A 23043-nucleotide genomic window follows, 5' to 3' on the forward strand; every position below is an offset into this window, starting at 1 on the left:
CGGCGGCCACCTCACCGATCGAATGCCCGGCCACGAACTCCGGCCGCACACCCCACGACTCCACCAGCCGGAACAACGCCACCTCGACCGCGAACAAGCCCGCCTGGGCATACACGGTCCGGTTCAGCACATCCGCGTCCCCACCCCACACGACCTCACGCAACGGCCGGTCCAGGTGCTCGTCCAGCCCCGCGCACACCGCGTCGAACGCCTCCGCGAACACCGGGAAACGCGCGTGCAGTTCACGGCCCATACCGAGCCGCTGCGAACCCTGGCCCGAGAAGAGGAAGGCGGTGGAGCCGCCCTGGGCGGTGCCTTCGAGGACGGCGGGGTGGGGTGCGGCGCCGGCGAGGGCGGTGAGGGCCTGGGCGGTGGTGTCGGGGTCGGTGGCGAGGATCACCGCGCGGTGCGGGAGCGGGGCTCGGCTGGTCGCCAGGGAGAGGGCGACGTCGGCGTGCCGGGAGCCAGCGGCCGAGGCGTTGATGTGCGCGAGGAGGCGTTCGGCCTGGGCGCGCAGCGCGGCCTCGGAGCGGGCGGACAGCAGCCACGGGGTCACGGCGGGGTCGACGGCCGGAGTGTCCGTACCCGTGCCGTCGGATGTCTCCGTCTCCACGTGGACGGGGGCCTGTTCCAGCAGGACGTGGGCGTTGGTGCCGCTGATGCCGAAGGCGGAGACGCCGGCGCGGCGGGGGTGTTCGGCGGTGGGCCAGTCGGTGGCCTCGGTGAGGAGTTCGACGGCGCCGGCGGTCCAGTCGACGTGGGAGGTGGGCGTGTCGACGTGCAGGATGGCGGGCAGCACGCCGTGGCGCATCGCCATGACCATCTTGATGACGCCCGCGACACCGGCCGCCGCCTGGGCGTGGCCGATGTTCGACTTGACGGCGCCGAGGCGCAGCGGCCGGTCGGCGGGCCGGTTCCGGCCGTAGGTGGCGAGGAGGGCCTGGGCCTCGATGGGGTCACCGAGGGTGGTGCCGGTGCCGTGGGCCTCGACGGCGTCGACCTGGTCGGGGGTGAGGCGGGCGTCGGCGAGGGCGGCCTCGATGACCCGGCGCTGGGAGGGCCCGTTGGGGGCGGTGAGGCGACTGCTGGCGCCGTCCTGGTTGACGGCTGTGCCGCGGATGACGGCGAGGACCTGGTGACCGTTGCGGCGGGCGTCGGAGAGACGCTCGACGAGGAGGACGCCGACGCCCTCGCCCCAGGCGGTGCCGTCGGCGGCTTCGGCGAAGGGCTTGCAGCGGCCGTCGGGGGCGAGGCCGCGCTGGCGGGAGAACTCGGTGAACAGTTCGGTCGTCGGCATCATGGCGACGCCGCCGGCCAGGGCGAGGGAGCACTCGCCGGCGCGCAGGGCGCGGGTGGCGAGGTGGAGGGCGACGAGGGAGGAGGAGCAGGCGGTGTCGACGGTGACGGCCGGGCCCTCGAGGCCGAGGGTGTAGGAGATACGGCCCGACAGGACGCTCATGGCGCCGCCGGTGAGGTTGTGGCCCTCGGTCTCCCCGGTGGTGCGGGCGAGGGAGCCGTAGTTGGTGTCGGCGCCGCCGACGAAGACGCCGGTGTCGGTGTTGCGGAGGGAGGCGGGGCTGATGCGGGCGCGTTCGACGGCCTCCCAGGCGGTCTCCAGCAGCAGCCGCTGCTGGGGGTCCATGGCGAGGGCTTCGCGGGGGGCGATGCCGAAGAGGTCGGCGTCGAAGTCGGCGGCGCCGTCGAGGAAGCCGCCCTCGCGGACGTAGCTCTTGCCGGGGGTGCCCGGGTCGGGGTCGTAGAGGGAGTCGAGGTCCCAGCCGCGGTCGTCGGGCAGCGGGCCGACGGCGTCGGTGCCGTCGGCGACGAGCCGCCAGAGGTCCTCCGGGGAGCGGACGCCGCCGGGGAAGCGGCAGGCCATGCCGATGACGGCGATCGGCTCGCTCTGGCCGGACTCGACAGACTCCAGCCGCTGACGGGTGCGACGCAGGTCTGCGGTGACCTTCTTGAGGTAGTCGCGGAGCTTGTCTTCGGAGCTTGCCATGGGGGTGGAATCCTCTGGTTCTGGAAGGACGCGGTGCCGGGCCGGGTGTGTCAGGCGAGGCCGAGTTCGTTGTCGATCAGGTCGAACATCTCGTCGTCCGTGGTGGTGTCGAGGTCGGTGTCGTCGCGCTCGCCGGTGGTCTCCGTGGTGGCGTCGAGCTTCCACTGGAGGGCCTGGAGTCGCTTGGCCAGGCGGGCCCGGTCCTGGTCGTCGAGTTCGGTGCCGCTCACAGCGGCCTCGAGGTCGGCCAGTTCGGCGAAGACGGGCTGGCCGGCGTCGCCGGATCCGGTGCCGCCGGTGCCGAGCTCGTCCCGCAGGTGGCGGACGAGGGCGGCCGGGTCCGGGTGGTCGAAGATGAGGGTGGTGGGCAGGGTCAGGCCCGTCTCCGCGTTGAGGCGGTTGCGGAGTTCGACCGCGGTCAGAGAGGACATGCCGAGGTCGAGGAAGCCGCGCCCGGAGTCCAGGGCCTCGGCGGATGCGTGGCCGAGGACGGCGGCGACGTGGCCGAGGACCGTGCGGTGCAGCAGGGCCTGCTGCTGGGGGCCGCTCAGCGCGGCGAGCCGGCGGCGGAAGTCCTGCGGTCCGCCCGTGGTTCCGGCGTCGGCGGCGCGGCGGGCGGCCGGCCGGGCGAGGGCCCGCAGCAGCGGGGGCACCTGGTCGGCGCGCAGGGCGCGCGGGTCGAGTCGGACGGGCACCAGGTGGGCGGTGTCCAGGGCGGTGGCCGCGTCGAGCAGGCCGAGGCCCTGGTCGGCGGTGAGGGGGCGGATGCCGGCCCGGTCCAGTCGGGCGAGGTCGGCCCCGTCGAGGGCGCCGGTGAGGTCGCTGCGGTCCTCCCAGAAGCCCCAGGCGAGGGAGACGGCGGTGAGGCCGCGGGCGCGCCGGTGCTGGGCGAGGGCGTCGAGGAAGGCGTTGGCGGCGGCGTAGTTGGCCTGGCCGGGGCCGCCCGCGAGGCCCGCGTAGGAGGAGAACAGCACGAACGCGGAGAGCTTGGTGTCGCGGGTGAGTTCGTGCAGGTTCCAGGCGGCGTCGGCCTTGGGGCGCAGGACGTGGTCGAGGCGTTCGGGGGTGAGGGTGTCGAGGAGGCCGTCGTCGAGGACGCCGGCCGCGTGCACCACGGCGGTCAGGGGGTGTTCGGCGGGTACGGCGGCGAGGGTGGCGGCGAGTTGGTCGCGGTCGGCGGCGTCGCAGGCGACGACGGAGACCTCGGCGCCGAGGGCGGTGAGTTCGTCGCGCAGGCCTGCGGCGCCGGGGGCGTCGGGGCCGCGGCGGCCGGTGAGCAGCAGGTGGCGTACGCCGTGCCGGGTGACGAGGTGGCGGGCGACGAGGGCGCCGAGGACGCCGGTGCCGCCGGTGACGAGGACGGTGCCGGTCGTCGTCTCGTCGCCCCACGGGGTGCTGTCCGCGGGTGTGGTGCTGTCGCGGTCGGCGCGGACCAGGCGGGGCACGGTGACGGTGCCGGAGCGCACGGCGAACTGGTGCTCGCCGGTGCGGCCGGCGGCGGCGACGGCGGCGAGCAGGGCGGTGGCCGAGGCGTCGGCGCGGTCGCCGTCCGTGGGGTCCGGGGTGCCGGTGGCCGTGAGGCCGGCGGCCGGGAGGTCCGTGTTCGGGTCGAGGTCTGCGAGGAGGAAGCGGCCGGGGTGCTCGGTCTGGGCGGAGCGCAGCAGGCCCCAGACGGTGGCGTCGGCGAGGGCCGGGACGCTGTCGTCGGGTCCGGTGGCGAGGGCGCCCTCGGTCACCACGAGGAGCCGGGTGGCCGTGTGGCGCGGGTCGCTCAGCCAGGTGGTGGCCAGGCGCAGTGCCCGGTGGGCGGAGGTGTGGGCGGCGGTCGCGGTGTCCGGGGCGGCCGTGCCGGTGGTGCCGTTGTCGTGGGTGTGGGGGACGACGACCAGCGCCGGCTGTTCGGAGTCGCCGCTGTCGAGGGCGGCGGTGAGGTCGTCGAGGGTGGCGTGGACATGGACGGTGGCGCCGGCGCGTTCGAGCGCGGCGGTGAGGCGTCCGGGGCTTCCGACGACCGCCCAGGGGCCGGTGAGGTCCGCGGGGTCGGTGTCGCCGGTCCACGGGGTCCACTCGACGCGGTGCAGGGCGTCGGGGGCGGTGGTGGCCGGGAGCCGGTCGGGGGTGGCCGGGCGGGTGGCGGCGGTGGCGGTGAGCACGGGGGCTCCGGTGCCGTCGTGGGCGTGGACCGTCCAGGTGTCGCCGTCCCCGGTCAGCCGCAGGCGCAGCCGGGTGGCGCCGGTGGCGTACGTGGTGACGTCCTGCCAGCGCTGCGGCAGTGCGGGCGCGGTGGCGTGCTCGGGGGTGGCGGCCAGGGCGAGGGCCGTCTGGAGCAGCGCCGGGTGGACGCGGAACCGGCCGGCGTCGGCGCGGGCGTCCTCGGGGAGTTCCACGTCGGCGAGGAGGTCGGTGCCGTGCCGCCACACCGCGCGCAGGGTGCGGAAGGCGGCGCCGGTGTCCAGGCCGCTGCCGTCGAGGCGGTCGTGGCCCCGGGCGGGGTCGGCGGGGCGGGCGCCGGCGGGCGGCCAGGTGTCCGGGCCGGCCGGGGCGGGCGCCGGGTCGCCGGCGGTGAGGGTGCCGGTGGCGTTCAGGGTCCAGGGCACGTCGGTGCCGTCCGGGTCGGGTGTGCGGGAGTGGACGGTGAGGGTGCGCCGGCCCGGGTCGTCGCCGGTGCCCCCGGGTGCGGAGACGGTGATCTGGAGGTCGACGCGGCCCCGTTCGGGGACGGCGACCGGGGTGTGCTCGTCGAGGGTGGTGACGGTCGGGCTGCCGGTCTCGTCGCCGGCCCGTACCGCCCAGTCGAGCAGCGCGGTGGCGGGGACGACGGCGGTGCCGTGCACGCGGTGGGCGCCCAGCCAGGGCTGGCCGGTCAGCGAGAGTCCGCCGCTGAGGACGGCGCCGCCGTCGGCGAGCCGTACGACCGTGTCGAGTCCGGTGGGGTCGGCCTGGGTGCCGGTCGCCTCCAGCCAGTACCGCTCGCGCTGGAAGGCGTAGGTGGGCAGGTCCACGGGGCGGCCGTGGGCGACGGCGGGCCGCCAGTCGACGGGGACGCCGGCGACGTGGGCGGCGGCCAGCGCGGTCAGCACCCGGTCGGTGCCGCCGTCGTCGCGGCGCAGGGAGCCGAGGGCGACCGCGTCGGCGCCGGCGGCGGTGACGGTGTCCTCGACGCCGACGGTGAGCACCGGGTGGGGGCTGCACTCGACGAACACGTCGTGGCCCTGGTCGAGGAGGGCGCGCAGGGACTCCTCCAGGCGGACGGTGCCGCGCAGGTTGCGGTGCCAGTAGGGGGCGTCCAGGGCGGTGCCGGGCAGCCAGTCGGCGGTGACGGTGGAGAAGAACGGGATGTCGCCGTCGCGGGGTTCGATGCCGTCCAGGGCGGCGGGCAGGGTTTCGGCGAGCCGGTCGACGTGCGCGGAGTGGGAGGCGTAGTCGACGGGGATGCGGCGGGCGCGCACGCCCCGCTCCGCGCAGCCGGCGAGGAGGGTGTCGAGGCCGTCGGTGTCGCCGGAGACCACCACGGAGGAGGGGCCGTTGACGGCGGCGACCGAGACGCCGGGCAGGTCGGCGACGAGCGCGGCGACCTCGTCGTGCGGGGCGGTGACGGCGGCCATGCCGCCGTGGCCGGAGAGTTCGCGGGCGATGGCGAGGCTGCGCACGGCGACGATCCGCGCGGCGTCGTCGAGGGAGAGGGCGCCGCTGACGGCTGCGGCGGCGATCTCGCCCTGGGAGTGGCCGAGGACGGCGGCGGGCTTGAGGCCGTGGGCGCGCCACACCTCGGCGAGGGCGACCATCACCGCCCACAGGGCGGGCTGGGCGACGTCGACCCGGTCGAGGGAGGGCGCGCCCCCGGTACCGCGCAGTACGTCGGTGAGGGACCAGTCGACGTACGGGGCGAGGGCGTCGGCGCAGGCGTCGATCCGTGCGGCGAACACCGGTGAGGTGTCGAGGAGTTCGGCGCCCATGCCGGCCCACTGGGAGCCCTGGCCGGGGAAGACGAGGACGGCCCTGCGGTCGCGGCCGGCGCCCCGGCCGCCGCTGGTCACGGCGGGCGAGGGGGTGCCGTCGGCGAGGGCGGCGAGGCCGGCCCGGAAGTCGCCCGTGGTGGTGGCGACGACGACGGCGCGCTTCTCCAGGGTGGCCCGGCGGGTCACGAGGGACAGGGCGATGTCGGCGGGTGCGAGGCCGGGGTGCGCGTCGAGGTGGGTGAGCAGGGCGCGGGCCTGGCCGCGCAGGGCGGCGTCGCTGCGGGCGGACAGGATCCAGGGCAGCGGGCGTTCGGCGCGGGCCTGCGCCGCGTCGTCGACGCCGCTGTCCGTCTCGTCGGCGAAGTCGGGGCCGGCCGGGGCCTGTTCGAGGATGACGTGGGCGTTGGTGCCGCTGATGCCGAAGGAGGACACGGCGGCGCGCAGGGGGCGGGGGGTGGCCGGTTCGGGCCATGCGGTGGCCTCGGTGAGGACGCTGACGGCGCCGGCGGACCAGTCGACGTGCGGGGTGGGCGCGTCGACGTGCAGGCTCTTGGGCAGCAGGCCGTGCCGCAGGGCGAGGACCATCTTGATGACGCCGGCCACGCCCGCGGCGGCCTGGGTGTGCCCGATGTTCGACTTGACGGAGCCGAGCAGCAGCGGCCGTCCGGGGTCGCGGTCCTGGCCGTAGGTGGCGAGGAGGGCCTGTGCCTCGATGGGGTCGCCGAGGCGGGTGCCGGTGCCGTGCGCCTCGACGGCGTCGACCTCGGTGGCGCTGACGCCCGCGTCGGCCAGGGCCTGGCGGATGACGCGCTGTTGGGCGGGCCCGTTGGGGGCGGTCAGGCCGTTGGAGGCGCCGTCCTGGTTGATGGCGGAGCCACGCACGACGGCGAGGACCTGGTGGCCGTGGCGGCGGGCGTCGGAGAGCCGCTCGACGAGGATCAGGCCGACGCCCTCGGAGAAGCCGGTGCCGTCGGCCGCGGCGGCGAACGGCTTGCAGCGGCCGTCGGCGGCCAGGCCGCGCTGGCGGGAGAAGTCGACGATGATCTCCGGCGAGGACATCACGGTGACGCCGCCGGCCAGGGCCATGGTGCACTCGCCGCGGCGCAGCGCCTGGAGCGCCATGTGCAGGGCGACGAGGGAGGAGGAGCAGGCGGTGTCGACGGTGACGGCCGGGCCTTCCAGGCCGAGGGTGTAGGCGACGCGGCCGGAGACGATGCTGTTGGCGTTGCCGTTGTTGACGTAGCCGGCGATCTCGTCGGGGACGTGGGCGACGCGCTTGAGGTAGTCGCTGGAGGAGAGGCCGGCGAAGACGCCGGTGCGGCTGCCGCGCACCGACCGGGGGTCGATGCCGGCGCGTTCGAACGTCTCCCAGGCGGTCTCCAGCAGCAGGCGCTGCTGCGGGTCCATGGCGAGGGCCTCGCGCGGGGAGATACCGAAGAAGTCGGCGTCGAAGTCGGCGGCGTCGTGCAGGAAGCCGCCCTCGCGGGTGCGGGAGGTGACCTGGTCGCCGGGCAAGGCGTCGTAGAGGCCGTCGAGGTCCCAGCCGCGGTCGCCGGGGAACTCGGCGATGGCGTCGGCGCCGTCGGCGAGGAGCCGCCACAGGTCCTCCGGGGAGCGCACCCCGCCGGGGAGGCGGCAGGCCATGCCGACGATGGCGAACGGTTCGTCTCCCTGGGCGGCGGCCGGGAGGGGTGCCGGGGCGGCGGGCGCGGTGGCGGGGGTGGTGCCGGAGAGTTCGCCGTCGAGGTGGGCGGCGAGTTCGGCGAGGGTCGGGTGGTCGAAGACGAGGGTGGCGGGCAGCCGCAGCGCGGTGGCGGCGTTGAGCCGGTTGCGCAGTTCGACGGCGGTCAGCGAGTCGAAGCCGAGGTCGCGGAAGGCGCGGCCGCCGTGCAGCTGGTCGGGGTCGGTGTGGCCGAGGACGGCGGCGGCGTGGGTGGCGACGAGGTCGCGCAGCAGGGTGAGCCGGTCGTCGGCGGGCAGGCCGGCCAGGCGCAGCCGCAGTCCGTCGGTGCCGCCGTCGGCGCCCGCCCGGGCGGTGCGGCGGACCGGGCCCCGGTACAGGGCGCGCAGCAGGTGCGGGATCTCGCCGTCGCCGGTGCGCAGCCGGCCGGTGTCCAGGCGGACGGGCACCAGGTGCGGGCGCTGTTCGGCGAGCGCGGCGTCGAACAGGGCCATGCCGTCGGCCGCGGACAGCGCCAGGACGCCGGAGCGGCGGACGCGCGCGAGGTCGGTGTCGTCGAGGTGGCCGGTCATGGCGCTGGCGTCGGCCCACAGGCCCCAGGACAGGGAGGTGGTGGGCAGGCCGTCGGCGCGGCGGCGGTGGGCGAGGGCGTCGAGGTAGGTGTTGGCGGCGGCGTAGTTGGCCTGTCCGGCGTTGCCGAAGACGCCCGCGCCGGCGGAGAAGAGCACCAGGTCCGCGAGGTCGAGGTCGCGGGTGAGGCGGTGCAGGTGGCGGGCGGCGTCGGCCTTGGGCGCGAGGACGGTGCGCAGCCGGTCGGGGGTGAGGTGTTCGAGGGCGCCGTCGTCGAGGGCGCCGGCCGCGTGCACCACGGCGGTGAGCGGGTGTGCGGCGGGTACGGCGGCGAGGGTGGCGGCGAGCTGGTCGGCGTCGGCGGCGTCGCAGGCGGTGACGGTCACCTGGGCGCCGAGGGCGGTGAGTTCGTCGCGCAGGTCGGCGGCGCCGGGGGCGTCGGGGCCGCGGCGGCCGGTGAGCAGCAGGTGGCGCATGCCGTGCCGGGTGACGAGGTGGCGGGCGAGGATGCCGCCGATGGTGCCGGTGCCGCCGGTGATGAGGACGGTGCCGTCGGGGTTCCAGGCGCGCGGCACGGTGAGGACGATCTTGCCGTAGTGCTTGGCCTGCGCCATGTGGCGGAAGGCGTCGCGGGCGTGGTGGACGTCCCAGGTGACGGTGGGCAGCGGGCGCAGGGAGCCGTCGGCGAAGAGCCGGGTGAGGTCGGCGAACATCTCCTGGATGCGGTCCTCGCCGGCCTCGCGCAGTTCGTACGCTTGGTAGAGGGCGACGCCGGGGTGGTCGAGGGTGACCTGGCCGGGGTCGCGGACGTCGGTCTTGCCCATTTCGACGAGGCGTCCGCCGGGGGCGAGCAGGCGCAGCGAGGCGTCGACGAAGTCGCCGGCCAGCGAGTTCAGTACGACGTCCACGCCGCGTCCGCCGCTGGTCTCCCGGAACCGGTCCTCGAAGTCGAGGGTGCGGGAGGAGGCGAGGTGGTCGTCGGCCCAGCCCTCGGCGCGCAGCAGGCGCCGCTTGTGGTCGCCGGCGGTGCCGTAGACCTCGGCGCCCCAGTGGCGGGCGAGCTGGGCGGCGGCCATGCCGACGCCGCCGGCGGCGGCGTGGACGAGGACGGACTCGCCGGCGGTGAGGCCGGCGAGGTCGCGCAGGCCGTAGTAGGCGGTGAGGAAGGCGACGGGGACGGACGCGGCCTGGGCGAAGGTCCAGCCGTCGGGCACGGGGGCGACCATGCGGGCGTCGGCGACGGCGTGGGTGCCGAAGCCGCCGGTGACCAGGCCCATGACGCGGTCGCCGGGGGCGAGGCCGGTGACGCCGGGGCCGGTGGCGGTGACGACGCCGGCGGCTTCGGCGCCGAGGAGGACGGCGGGGCCGGGGTACATGCCGAGGGTGTTGAGGACGTCGCGGAAGTTGAGTCCGGCGGCCCGGACCTCGATGAGGACGTGTCCGGGTGCGGGCTCGTCGGTGATCTCGGGGCAGGGCACCAGTTCCAGCTGGTCGACGGAGCCCTTGACCGGGATGTCCAGGCGCCAGGCGGCGGCGCCGTCGGGCGCGGTCAGGGTGTCGGCGGTGCGGGGGCGGGCCAGCCGGGGCGCGTGGGCGGTGCCCTGGCGCAGGGCGAGCTGCGGTTCGCCGGTGGCGAGCGCTGCGGGCAGGGCCTGCCAGGAGTCCTCGTGGACGTCGAGGTCGGCGAGGACGAGGCGGCCGGGGTGCTGGGACTGCGCGGAGCGCACCAGGCCCCAGACGGCGGCGCCGGGCAGGTCGTGCGCGGGGTCGCCGGGTCCGGTGGCGACGGCGCCGCGGGTGACCACGACGAGCGGGATCTCCGCGGTGCGGTCGTCGGCGAGCCAGTCGTTGACGGTGGCCAGGACCTCGCCGAGGACGGTGTCGGGGACGGCCGGGGTGTCGTCGCCGGTGCGGGCGGCGGCCGGGGTGTCGTCGCCGGGTGCGGCCGTCGCGCCCTGTCCGGTGAACAGCAGGACGGCGGTGGGGCGTTGGCCGGCGGTGTCGTCGAGAGCCGTGAGGTCGGCGAGGACGGGCAGCGATGTGGTGCCGTCGGGGGCGGTGACGGGGATGTCCGGGGTGCCGAGCAGGGCCCAGCGGGTCGCGTCGGCGGGGGTGGCGGCGGGCGTGAGGGGGGTCCAGTCGAGGTGGAACAGCCAGTCGCGGGCGGCCCGTGCGGACGGGTCGAGGGTCTCGGCGGCCACCTCGCGGACGGCCAGCGAGTCGATGACGGCGACGGGCGCGCCGCTCGGGTCGGTGAGGTGGACGGTGACGGTGTCCTCGCCGGCCGGGGAGATCCGTACGCGCAGCGCGGTGGCGCCGGTGGCGTACAGGGACACGCCGGACCAGGCGAAGGGGACGACGGTGCGGTCGTCGCCGCCGGGGGCGAGCCCCGCGGCGTGCAGGGCGGCGTCGAGCAGGGCGGGGTGGATGCCGAACCGGGCGGCGTCGCCGCGCACCTGGTCGGGCAGGACGACCTCGGCGAACACGTCGTCGCCGCGCCGCCAGGTGGCACGGACTCCCTGGAAGACGGGGCCGTATTCGTAGCCGCGGCCGGCGAGCAGGTCGTAGAAGCCGTCGGCGGCCAGGGCGGCGGCGCCGGGCGGCGGCCAGGCGGTGAAGTCCTCGGGCCGCGCCACGGCGGGGGCGCCGGGCTCGGCGAGGGTGCCCTGGGCGCGCAGGGTCCACAGGTCCTCGGTGTCGCCGTCGGGTCCGGTGGCCCGGGTGTGGACGGTGACGGGGCGGCGGCCGGAGTCGTCGGCGTCGCCGATGCCGATCTGGACCTGGACCTCGCCGCGTTCCTGGAGGACGACGGGGGCCTGGAGGGTCAGTTCGTCGACGCTGCCGACGCCGAGGACGTCACCGGCGCGGATGACGGACTCGACGAGTGCGGTGCCGGGGACGATGACGGTGCCGGACACGGCGTGGTCGGCGAGCCAGGGCTGGCTGCGCAGGGACCAGCGGGCGGTGGCGACGAGTCCGTCGCCGCCGGCGAGTTCGACCGAGGCGCCGAGCAGCGGGTGGTCGGGCGATTCCAGTCCGGCGGAGGTGACGTCGCCGGCTGAGTCGGCGAAGCGGGGCCAGTAGTGCTGCCGCTGGAAGGGGTAGGTGGGGAGGTCGACGCGGCGGGGACGGGTGCCTTCGTAGAAGGCGTCCCAGTCGACGTCCGCGCCGTACGCCCACGCCTCGCCCAGCGACAGCGTGAACCGCTCCCAGCCACCCTCGTCACGACGCAGCGTCCCCACCACACCGGCGGCGACACCCGCGTCCTCGACCGTCTCACGCACCCCGGTCGCCACGACCGGATGCGCACTCACCTCCACCAGCACCCGGAAACCGTCCGCCAGCAACGCACGCGTCGCCGCCTCGAACTCCACCGTCCCCCGCAGATTCCGATACCAGTACCCGGCATCCAGCGACACGGTGTCGATCACCCCACCCGACACCGTCGAATAGAACGGCACCTCACACGAACGCGGCACCACCGGAGCCAGCAACTCCGCCAACTCCGCCTCGATCCGCTCCACATGAGCCGAATGCGACGCATAGTCCACCGCCACCCGACGGGCCCGCACCCCCTCCGCCTCACACACCACCAACAACTCGTCCAACGCGTCCGCGTCACCCGACACCACCACCGACGACGGCCCATTCACCGCCGCCACCGACACCCGGCCCTCCCACCGGCCGATCAGCTCACGCACCACCGACACACCACGGGCCACCGACACCATGCCGCCAAGCCCCGACAACGCACGCAACGCACGCGAACGCAACGCCACCACCAGCGCCGCATCCTCCAACGACAGACCACCCGCCACACACGCAGCCGCGATCTCACCCTGCGAATGACCCACCACAGCGGCCGGCCGCACCCCACACGACCGCCACACCTCCGCCAACGACACCATCACAGCCCACAACACCGGCTGCACCACATCCACCCGCTCCAACGACGCGGCACCCTCCACACCCCGCACCACATCCAGCAACGACCACTCGACGTGAGGAGCGAGCGCGTCGGCGCAGGCGGACATCCGCCGGGCGAACACCGGTGAAGTGTCCAGGAGTTCGTTGGCCATACCCGCCCACTGGGAGCCCTGGCCCGGGAAGACGAACACGACGCCGCTTCCTTCGGTGGCGGTGCCGTCGACGAGGCCGGGTGCGGGCCGGCCGGCGGCGAGCGCGTCGAGGCCGGCGAGCAGGTCGTCGAGGCCGCTGCCCACGACGACCGAACGGTGCTCCATCGCGACGCGGGTCGACACCAGCGAGTGCGCCACGTCCAGCGCACCCGCGCCGCTGCCGCGCACGGACGCGGCCAGCCGCGCGGCCTGCTCCCGCACCGCCTCACGCGACTTCGCCGACACCACCCACGGCAGCCACGCGGGGGCCTGGGCCTCTTCGGTGAGGACGCCGTCCGTCTCCGCGGCCGGGTCGCCGGTCCCGTCGGCGGGCTCGGGTTCCGGGGCCTGTTCGAGGATGAGGTGGCCGTTGGTGCCGCTGATGCCGAAGGAGGAGATGCCGGCCCGGCGGGGGTGGCCGGCGTCCGGCCAGGGGGTGGCCTCGGTGACCAGGCGGACGGCGCCGCTGGACCAGTCGACGACCGAGGTGGGTTCGGTGATGTGCAGGCTCTTGGGCACCATGCCGTGCCGCATCGCGAGCACCATCTTCATCATGCCGCCGACACCCGCGGCGGCCTGGGTGTGGCCGATGTTCGACTTCAGCGAGCCGAGCAGCAGCGGCCGCTCCGCCGGACGGTCCTGGCCGTAGGTGGCGAGGATGGCCTGGGCCTCGATCGGGTCGCCGAGCGGGGTGCCGGTGCCGTGCGCCTCGACCACGTCGACCTCGGTGGCGGACAGGCCGGCGTTGGCGAGGGCCTGGCGGATGACGCGCTGCTGGGAGGGCCCGTTGGGGGCGGTGAGGCCGTTGGAGGCGCCGTCCTGGTTGAGGGCGGAGCCGCGCACCACGGCGAGCACCGGGTGGCCGTTGCGGCGGGCGTCGGACAGCCGCTCCAGCAGGACGAGGCCGACGCCCTCGGCGAAGCCCATGCCGTCGGCGCCCTCGGCGAACGCCTTGCAGCGGCCGTCGGCGGCCAGGCCGCGCTGCCGGGAGAACTCCACGTAGGGCTCGGGGGTGGACATGATGGTGACGCCGCCGGCCAGGGCCATGGTGCACTCGCCGGTGCGCAGCGACTGCAGGGCCAGGTGCAGGGCGACCATGGAGGAGGAGCAGCCGGTGTCCATGGTGACGGCGGGGCCCTCGAAGCCGTACGTGTAGGACAGGCGGCCGGAGGCGATGCTGGAGGCGTTGCCGGTCATGAGGTGGCCGGCCAGCTGCTCCTGGGCGGCGGCGCCGCCGAGGCGGACCTGGTAGTCGGTGTTGATGGTGCCGACAAAGACACCGGTGGCGGTGGAGCGCAGGGTCTCCGGGTCGATGCCGGCGCGTTCGAACGTCTCCCAGGAGGTCTCCAGGAGCAGGCGCTGCTGCGGGTCCATGGCGAGGGCCTCGCGCGGGGAGATCCCGAAGAACGCAGGGTCGAATCCGGCGACGTCCTGGATGAAGCCGCCCTCACGGCTGTAGGTGGTGCCCTGCCGCTCGGAGTCGGGGTCGTACATCGAGTCGAGGTCCCAGCCGCGGTCGGCGGGCGGGGTGGACACCGCGTCGACCTCGGCGACCATCAGGTCCCAGAGTTCCTCGGGGCTGGTGACCCCTCCGGGGAAGCGGCAGGCCATGGCGACCACGGCCATCGGCTCGTCGGTGACCCCGGCCGCGACGACGACGGGTGCGGCGGTGCGCTGCTGTTCGCCGAGCAGCCGACCCTTGAGGTGGTCGACGACGGCGGCGGTGTTGGGGTAGTCGAACAGGAGCGTCGTGGGCAGTTTGACGTCGGTGGCGGCGGTGATGCGGTTGCGCACCTCGACGGCGGTGAGCGAGTCGAAGCCCAGGTCCTTGAAGGCGCGCTGCACGTCGACGGCCTCGGGCGAGGCGTAGCGCAGGGCGGTGGCGACCTCGGCGCGGACCAGGTCGGTGAGCAGGCGGTCCTGGTCGGCGGGGGCGAGGCCGCGCAGCCGGTCGCGCAGGGCGTGGGTGTCGGGCGCGGCGGCCTTCGCGGCTTCCAGGGCGCGGCGGACCTCGGGCAGGTCGCCGATGAGGGGGCTGGGCCGGGCGGCGGTCAGGACGCCGGCGTACGACGGCCAGTCGACGTCGACGACGGTGGCGTGCGAGGCGCCCTCGGTGACGGCGGCGCGCAGTGCGGCGACGGCGGTGTCGGGCGCCATCGGGGTGAGTCCGTCGTGGCGCATCCGGTCGGTGAGGACGTCGGCGGTGGCCATGCCGGCGTCGGCCCAGGGGCCCCAGGCGACGGAGGTGACGGGCAGGCCGGCGGCGCGGCGCTGCTCGGCGACGGCGTCGAGGTAGGCGTTGGCGGCGGCGTAGTTGGCCTGTCCGGCGTTGCCGAGGACGCCGACGATGGAGGAGAACAGCACGAACATCGACAGGTCGCGGTCGCGGGTGAGTTCGTGCAGGTTGGCGGTGCCGAGGGTCTTGGGGCGCAGGACGGCGTCGAAGCGGTCCGGGGTGAGGGCGTCGAGGACGCCGTCGTCGAGGACGCCCGCGGCGTGGACGACGCCGGTGAGCGGCAGGTCGGCGGGGAGGGACTCGAGGAGCCCGGCGAGCTGGTCGCGGTCGGCGACGTCGCAGTCGGCGACAGTGACGCGGGCGCCGTGGGCGGTGAGGTCGGCGGTGAGGTCGGCGACACCGGGCGCGTCGGGGCCGCGGCGGCTGGTGAGGACCAGGTGCCGGGTGCCGGCGGCGGCCAGGGAGCGGGCGACGTGGGCGCCGAGGGCGCCGGTGCCGCCGGTGATCAGGACGGTGTCGTGTGCCGCCCAGGTGCCGGTGGGGTCGGCGTCGCCGACGGGCTCGGGCAGCGGCATCCGGGCGAGCCGGCGGGCGTAGGAGCCGGAGGCGCGCACGGCGAGCTGGTCCTCGGTGCCGCCGAGGAGGCCGGGGAGGCGGTCGAGGGCCCGCGGGTCGGGGGTGGGGGGCAGGTCGACGAGTCCGCCCCAGGTGTCCGGGAGTTCGAAGGCGACGGCGCGGCCGAAGCCCCAGGTCTCGGCCTGGACGGGAGAGGTCAGCGGGTCCCGGCTGTCGACGGCGACGGCGCCGCGGGTGAGCGCCCACAGGCGGGTGCCGGTGCCGGCGAGGGCGTGCGTCAGGTCCTTGGCGGCGGCGAGGCCGCGCGGTACGGCGGGGTGGTCGGGGTGCGGCCGCTCGTCGAGGGCGAGCAGCGAGAGCACTCCGGCGGCGTCCTCGCCGTCGGGGGTGGTGGTGAGCAGTGCGGTGAGGGCGGCGGTGTCCTCGTCGCCGGTCAGGTTGTGGCGTTCGACGCGCAGGCCGCGGGTGGTGAGGGCGGTGAGGACGTCGTCGACCCAGGGGTCGTCGGCGTGCCCGGCCGGGACGAGCGCGGGCCAGCGGCCGGCCGGGACGGGTCCGGCGGCACCGGTCAGCGGGGTCCAGTGGACGCGGTGGCGCCAGGAGTCGAGGGTGGTGCGCAGGGTGCGGCGGCGGCGCCAGGAGGCGAGTGCGGGCAGCAGGCTGCTGAAGGCCTCGGTGTCGTCGCCGGTGATGTCGAGGACGGTGGACAGTCGGGTGACGTCACCGCTCTCGACGGCGGACCAGAACTCGCCGTCGGCGGGGTCGCCGCCGGTGCCGGCGGGCCGGTCGGTCTCGTCGGGGGTGAGCCAGTACCACTCGCGGCGGAAGGGGTAGGTGGGGAGGTCGACGCGGCGGGGACGGGTGCCTTCGTAGAAGGCGTCCCAGTCGACGTCCGCGCCGTACGCCCACGCCTCGCCCAGCGACAGCGTGAACCGCTCCCAGCCACCCTCGTCACGACGCAACGTCCCCACCACACCGGCGGCGACACCCGCGTCCTCGACCGTCTCACGCACCCCGGTCGCCACGACCGGATGCGCACTCACCTCCACCAGCACCCGGAAACCGTCCGCCAGCAACGCACGCGTCGCCGCCTCGAACTCCACCGTCCCCCGCAGATTCCGATACCAGTACCCGGCATCCAGCGACACGGTGTCGATCACCCCACCCGACACCGTCGAATAGAACGGCACCTCACACGAACGCGGCACCACCGGAGCCAGCAACTCCGCCAACTCCGCCTCGATCCGCTCCACATGAGCCGAATGCGACGCATAGTCCACCGCCACCCGACGGGCCCGCACCCCCTCCGCCTCACACACCACCAACAACTCGTCCAACGCGTCCGCGTCACCCGACACCACCACCGACGACGGCCCATTCACCGCCGCCACCGACACCCGGCCCTCCCACCGGCCGATCAGCTCACGCACCACCGACACACCACGGGCCACCGACACCATGCCGCCAAGCCCCGACAACGCACGCAACGCACGCGAACGCAACGCCACCACCAGCGCCGCATCCTCCAACGACAGACCACCCGCCACACACGCAGCCGCGATCTCACCCTGCGAATGACCCACCACAGCGGCCGGCCGCACCCCACACGACCGCCACACCTCCGCCAACGACACCATCACAGCCCACAACACCGGCTGCACCACATCCACCCGCTCCAACGACGCGGCACCCTCCACACCCCGCACCACATCCAGCAACGACCACTCGACGTGAGGAGCGAGCGCGTCGGCGCAGGCGGACATCCGCCGGGCGAACACCGGTGAAGTGTCCAGGAGTTCGTTGGCCATACCCGCCCACTGGGAGCCCTGGCCCGGGAAGACGAACACGACGCCGCTTCCTTCGGTGGCGGTGCCGTCGACGAGGCCGGGTGCGGGCCGGCCGGCGGCGAGCGCGTCGAGGCCGGCGAGCAGGTCGTCGAGGCCGCTGCCCACGACGACCGAACGGTGCTCCATCGCGACGCGGGTCGACACCAGCGAGTGCGCCACGTCCAGCGCACCCGCGCCGCTGCCGCGCACGGACGCGGCCAGCCGCGCGGCCTGCTCCCGCACCGCCTCACGCGACTTCGCCGACACCACCCACGGCAGCCACGCGGGGCTGTCCGCCCGGCCCTCGGCCTCGTCGGCGGGCTCGGGTTCCGGGGCCTGCTCCAGCACGAGGTGGGCGTTGGTGCCGCTGACGCCGAAGGAGGACACGGCGGCGCGGCGCGGCCGGCCGGTCTCCGGCCAGTCGGTGTGCTCGGTGAGCAGGTCGACGGCGCCGTCGGCCCAGTCGGCGTGCGGGGTGGGTGCGTCGATGTGGAGGCTCTTGGGCAGCGTGCCGTGCCGCATGGCCTGCACCATCTTGATGACGCCGCCGACACCGGAGGCGGCCTGGGTGTGGCCGATGTTCGACTTCAGCGAGCCGAGCAGCAGCGGCCGATCGGCGGGACGGTCCTGGCCGTAGGTGGCGAGCAGGGCCTGGGCCTCGATCGGGTCGCCCAGGGTGGTGCCGGTGCCGTGCGCCTCGACGACGTCGACCTCGGCGGCGGACAGGCCGGCGTCGATGAGGGCCTGGCGGATCAGGCGCTGCTGCGAGGGCCCGTTCGGGGCGGTGAGGCCGTTGGAGGCGCCGTCCTGGTTGATGGCGGAGCCGCGGATGACGGCGAGGACCTGGTGGCCGTTGCGGCGGGCGTCGGAGAGCCGCTCCAGCAGGACCATCCCGACGCCCTCGGACCAGGCGGTGCCGTCGGCGGCGGCGGCGAACGCCTTGCAGCGGCCGTCGGCGGCCAGGCCGCGCTGGCGGGCGAACTCGGTGAACATCTTCGGCGTCGACATGACGGTGGCGCCGCCGGCCAGGGCGAGGGAGCACTCCCCCTGGCGCAGGGAACGCACGGCCAGGTGGAGGGCGACCAGGGAAGAGGAGCAGGCGGTGTCGACGGTGACGGCGGGGCCCTCGAAGCCGTACGTGTAGGACAGCCGGCCGGAGGCGACGGCGACCGTGTTGCCGGTCAGGAGGTGTCCGGCGACCTCCTCCTGGCGGCCCCGGGAGGCGCTGTCGTAGTCGCCGTGCCCGGTGCCGACGAAGACGCCGGTGGGGCTGCCGGTGAGGGAGTCGGGGAGGATCCCGGCGCGTTCGAGGGCCTCCCAGGAAGTCTCCAGGAGCAGGCGCTGCTGCGGGTCCATGGCGAGGGCCTCGCGCGGGGAGATCCCGAAGAACGCCGGGTCGAACTCGCCGGCCTCGTGCAGGAAGCCGCCCTCGCGGGTGTAGGTGGTGCCGTGGTGGGCGGGGTCGGGGTGGAACAGCCGGTCGAGGTCCCAGCCGCGGTTGGCGGGGAACGCGGAGATCGCGTCCACGCCGTCCCGGGCCAGCTCCCACAGTTCCTCGGGCGAGCGGGCGCCGCCGGGGTAGCGGCAGGCCATGGCGACGACGGCGACGGGCTCGCGGTCGCGGTTCTCGGCCTCGCTGAGCTGCTGCCGGGCCTCCTGGAGGTCGGCGATCGCCCGCTTGAGGTACGCGCGGAGCTTGTCCTCGTTCGACATCAGGTGCCCACCTCTCACTCGGATTCCGGAAAACGCGGAGAGCGGCGATGTCCGGATCCACGCCCCGTCCCTGTCGGAAGAACCGGCGGTGCGCGGGGAGCGCCGGCCGGTGGTCTTCCGGTCCGGGTCGCAGGCCGACCCGGTCCGGTGGTCAGTCTGGCCGTCCCGGACTGCGGGTTTCCCTAGAGCCTCGGGGGAAAGACGGGGCCGGGCGCCGTGGTGGGTGCCACGTGCGCCCGGCCCGGGGAGGGAAACTGGTGAATTCCCTTGTGCTGGATCGGTTATTGGGCTGCTGCTCTCCCGTTCATCGGGCGGCGGCCGCCGGAGCCTCCAGCTCGGTCAGCCACTCCTGGATGAGGGCGGCGGCCTCGGCGGAGTCCTCACGGATCACGGAGAGGTGGTCGGCGTCGACCGGCCGTACGGTGGCCGACGGCACCAGCGGTTGGTGCAGGGTGTCGGCGTCCGGTGCGGGGACACCCTCGATGAGGGTGCGGGTGCACTTGATCTCGAGTACGGGTGCGGTGGTGGGGTGCACGTCGAGGGCGTTGAGCAGGACCATCCAGCGGCCCATCGCGGACAGCCGGGAGTTGGTGAGCCGTACGGGCGAGTCGTCGACGGCGGTGAAGTTGAACCGCATCATGCCCGCGAAGTCCACGCCCTCGTCGTTCTTGTGCTGGATGCTCAGCGTGTCGAGCAGTACGACGGCGGCGGGGCGGATGCCCCACGTGGTCTCCAGCACGCCGGCGGCGGCGTAGGCGAGGGAGCCGCCCGAGGAGTGGCCGACGAGGACGAAGGGCCGTCCGTCTGCGGCCTGCAGCGCGCTCTCTGCGATCACCCGGGCGGCGGCCTCGGGTCCGGCGGGCAGGGCCTCGCCGGTGGCGAAGCCGACCAGCGGCAGCGCGGTCACGTCGCGGCTGCCCCGGAAGTGCGCGGAGAGCTGGGCGTACTGGTGGACGCCGCCGTTGGCGGTGGGCGCGCTGACGCAGACCAGCCGCGAGGCGGCCGGGCCCTCGGCGAGCGTCACCGGCCAGGGCAGGTCCTCCAGTTCGGCGGTCGCCTCGAAGGTGGGCCGCAAAGCTGCGACGGTGGCCAGCATGCGCTGCGCCTCCCGGGTCTTGCCGCGGGCGAGGCCGTCGAGGAACAGCCGCTCCAGGGAGTCGTTCTCGGTGGGGCCGCCGGCGGCCGCGGCACCGTGGGCGGCCGGGCCGCCGCCCTGGGCGGACAGTTCGGTGTCCAGCCAGGCGGTGAGTCCCTCGGGTGAGCCGCTGTCGTAGACGATGCTCGCGGGCAGCTGGAGTCCGGTGGCCTCGCTGAGCTTGCGGCGCAGTTCGATACCGATGAGGGAGTCGAAGCCGAGTTCGAGGAAGTTCCGTTCCGGGTCGACGTCGGACTGGTCGCGGTGGCCCAGGAGTTCCGCGGTGTGGGCGACGACCAGGTCGTGCAACGCCTGCTGCCGTTCGGCGGCGCCGAGGGTGTCCAGGCGCTCCCGGAACGAGACCGGGTCGGCGGCGCGGAGCGGTGCGGAGGCGGCCGCTGTCCGGCGTGGCGCGCGGACCAGCCCCCGCATGAGGGGCGGTACGTCGCCCGTGTATCCCGCCGGGGGTGTCACGAAGGTGGTGGCGACCACCAAGGGTTCGTCGAGGCGGAGGGCGGCGTCGAACAGGTCCAGGGCCCGGTCGGTGGGCAGGGTGTCGACACCGCTGGACCGGATGCGCTGCCGGCCGCTGTCGGTGAGCAGGTCCCGGGCCATGCCGTCGCCCAGGTCCCAGGCGCCCCAGGCCAGTGACAGGGCCGGCAGGCCCTGTGCGGCGCGCTGTTGGGCGAGGGTGTCGAGGACGGTGTTGGCCGCGACGTAGTTGGCCTGTCCGACGCGGGCGGTGACGCCCGAGATGGACGAGTAGAGCACAAACGCGTCGAGGTCCAGGTCTCGGGTCAGGTCGTGCAGGTGCAGGGCGGCGTCGGCCTTGGGCCGCAGGACGTCCGCCAGCCGTTCGGGGGTGAGGGAGGTGAGTACGGCGTCGTCGAGGACGCCCGCCGCGTGGACGACGGCCGTCAGCGGGTGCGCCGGGTCGATGCCCGCCAGAAGTGCGGCCACCGCGTCCCGGTCGGCCATGTCGCAGGCCACGAGGTCCACGTGGGCGCCGAGCGCGGTGAGTTCGTCCCGCAGTCCGGCGGCGCCGGGTGCCTCGGGTCCGCGTCGGCTCGCGAGCAGCAGCCTGGTGACGCCGTGCTTGGTCACCAGGTGGCGGGCGGTGAGCGAGCCGAGGCTCCCGGTGCCGCCGGTGATCAGGACGGTTCCGGCACGGCGGGCGCCGAAGGCGTCCCGGTGCTCCGGCCCGTCGTCCGTCGTGGATGCGGCCGGCGCGTCCTGCGTCATGGGCAGTTGGGCGAGGCGGCCGACCAGGAGCCGGCCGTCCCGGACGGCGATCTGCGGCTCGTCCACCGCGAAGACGGTGTCCAGCGGCGGTAGGGCCGCGGACTCGATGTCGACCAGGGTGAACCCGCCGGGGTATTCGGACTCGGCGGTGCGCACCAGGCCCCACACGGCGGCCGCCGCCGGGTTGTCGGCCGGATCGCCGGGTCGTGCGGCGACGGCACCGCGGGCGACGAACACCAGCCGGGCGCCGGTGGGCCGGGGCTCGGCGAGCCATTCCTGGACGAGGGCCAGGGCCGCGCGGGTGGCGTCGTGGACGGCGGCCACCGGGACGTCGGCGCGGCCGGTGTGGTCCGCGACCGGAACGAGGACCCGGGTGCCGTTCTCGGTGACCTCGGACAGCGATGTGAAGGTGCGGCCCGCTCCGAACGCGTCCTCGCCCAGGGCCACCAGCGGGCCGGGCACCGCGCCGTTCCGCTCGCCTCCGGTCTCGGCCGGCACCCATTCCAGCCGCAGCAGGCAGGCGCGGTCGGTGGCGGCCGGTCCGAGCAGCCGGGCGGCGGACGAGGGCCGCAGCGCCAGCGACTCGACCGACAGGACGGGCCGTCCCGCGGGGTCCACGGCCGCGATGGACACGGTGTCCTCGCCGGCCTTGACCAGCCGGACCCGCAGTCGTGCCGCTCCGGTGGCGTGCAGTGAGACACCCGACCACGAGAAGGGCAGCAGCCCCTGGTCGGCGTCCTTCAGCCGCACGAACTCCACGGCGTGCAGCGCGGCGGTCAGCAGCGCCGGGTGCAGGGCGAACAGTGCCGCGTCGTCGGCGCCACCCGGCAGATCCAGTTCGGCGAAGACCTCGTCGTCCCTGGTCCAGGCGGCGCGCAGCCCCTGGAAGAGGGGTCCGTACTCGGTGCGCTCGTAGAAGCCCGTGAGGTCGACGGGTTCCGTGTCGCTCGGCGGCCACTCGGCCGTGCCGAAGTCGACCCCGCGATCCCCCGGGACGAGGGCGCCGAGGGCGTGCTGGGTCCACGGCTCGGTGTCGGCGTCGGCGGGCCGGGAGTGGATGCCGAGTTCCCGGACGCCGGAGTCGTCGGGCGCGCCGACCCGCACCTGTACGGCGACGGCGCCCCGCTCGTCGAGCACCAGCGGGGTGGTCAGGGCGAGATCCTGTACGCGTCCGCAGCCGACCTGGTCACCGGCGCGGACCGCCAGCTCCAGGAATCCGGTGGCGGGGAAGAGGACCATGCCGCCCATGGTGTGGTCGGCGAGCCACGGGTGCGTGCGCAGCGACACCCGCCCGGTGAGCAGGACACCCTCGGAGCCGGCCAGCGACACGGCGGCGCCCAGCAGGGGGTGCTCGGCGGGGACCAGTCCGGCGCCGGCCACGTCGCCCGCGTGGGCGAGCGGACGCGGCCAGTACGCCCGGTGCTGCCAGGGGTAGGTGGGGACGTCGGTGCGGCGGGCGCCGGTTCCCTCGAACCAGGCGGCCCAGTCGACGCGGACGCCCGCGACGTGCAGTTCGGCCAGCCCGGTGAGCAGCGCGGTCTGTTCGTCGCGCCGGGCGCGCAGGGCGGGCGCCGCCACGGCGTCCGCCTCGTCGCCGAGGGTCTGCCGGGTCAGGGCGGTGAGGACGGCGCCGGGTCCCAGTTCCAGGAAGGCGTCCGCTCCCCCGTCGGCCAGGGCCCGTACGCCGTCGGCGAAGCGCACGGTGCCGCGGACGTGGCGCACCCAGTAGTCGGCCGAGCACAGCAGGGCGGGGTCGGCGACCTCGCCGGTCATGTTGGAGACGACGGGGATGACCGGCTCGGCGTAGGTCAGCTTCTCGGCGACCCGGCGGAACTCCGCCAGCATCGGGTCCATCAGCGGCGAGTGGAAGGCGTGACTCACCGCCAGTCGCTGCGTCTTGCGCCCAAGGGCTGCGAACTCGTCGGCGAGCGCGAGGACTTCCGGCTCCACGCCCGCGACGACGACCGCGTCCGGTCCGTTGACCG

The 23043-nt window shown here is 75.2% G+C and carries 3 protein-coding genes; all 3 read right to left on the reverse strand.

Annotation, left to right across the window (positions count from 1 at the left end; genetic code table 11):
* Positions 1 to 2056, reverse strand: a 2056-nt coding sequence (locus IE178_RS34315) for a type I polyketide synthase (protein ID WP_438874439.1), incomplete at its 3' end; no start/stop codon positions are given.
* A complete protein-coding gene (locus IE178_RS34320; RefSeq protein ID WP_193514975.1) occupies positions 2053 to 18681 on the reverse strand; it encodes a type I polyketide synthase in 16629 nt (5542 codons plus the stop codon). The genes IE178_RS34315 and IE178_RS34320, both read right to left, overlap by 4 nt.
* A 304-nt stretch (positions 18682 to 18985) precedes the next feature.
* Positions 18986 to 23043: SDR family NAD(P)-dependent oxidoreductase (locus IE178_RS34325; RefSeq protein WP_193514976.1), on the reverse strand; the 4058-nt coding region annotated here is incomplete at its 5' end.

The sequence above is a fragment of the Streptomyces griseoloalbus genome (genome assembly GCA_014650015.1).
Taxonomy (GTDB): Bacteria; Actinomycetota; Actinomycetes; order Streptomycetales; family Streptomycetaceae; genus Streptomyces; species Streptomyces griseoloalbus.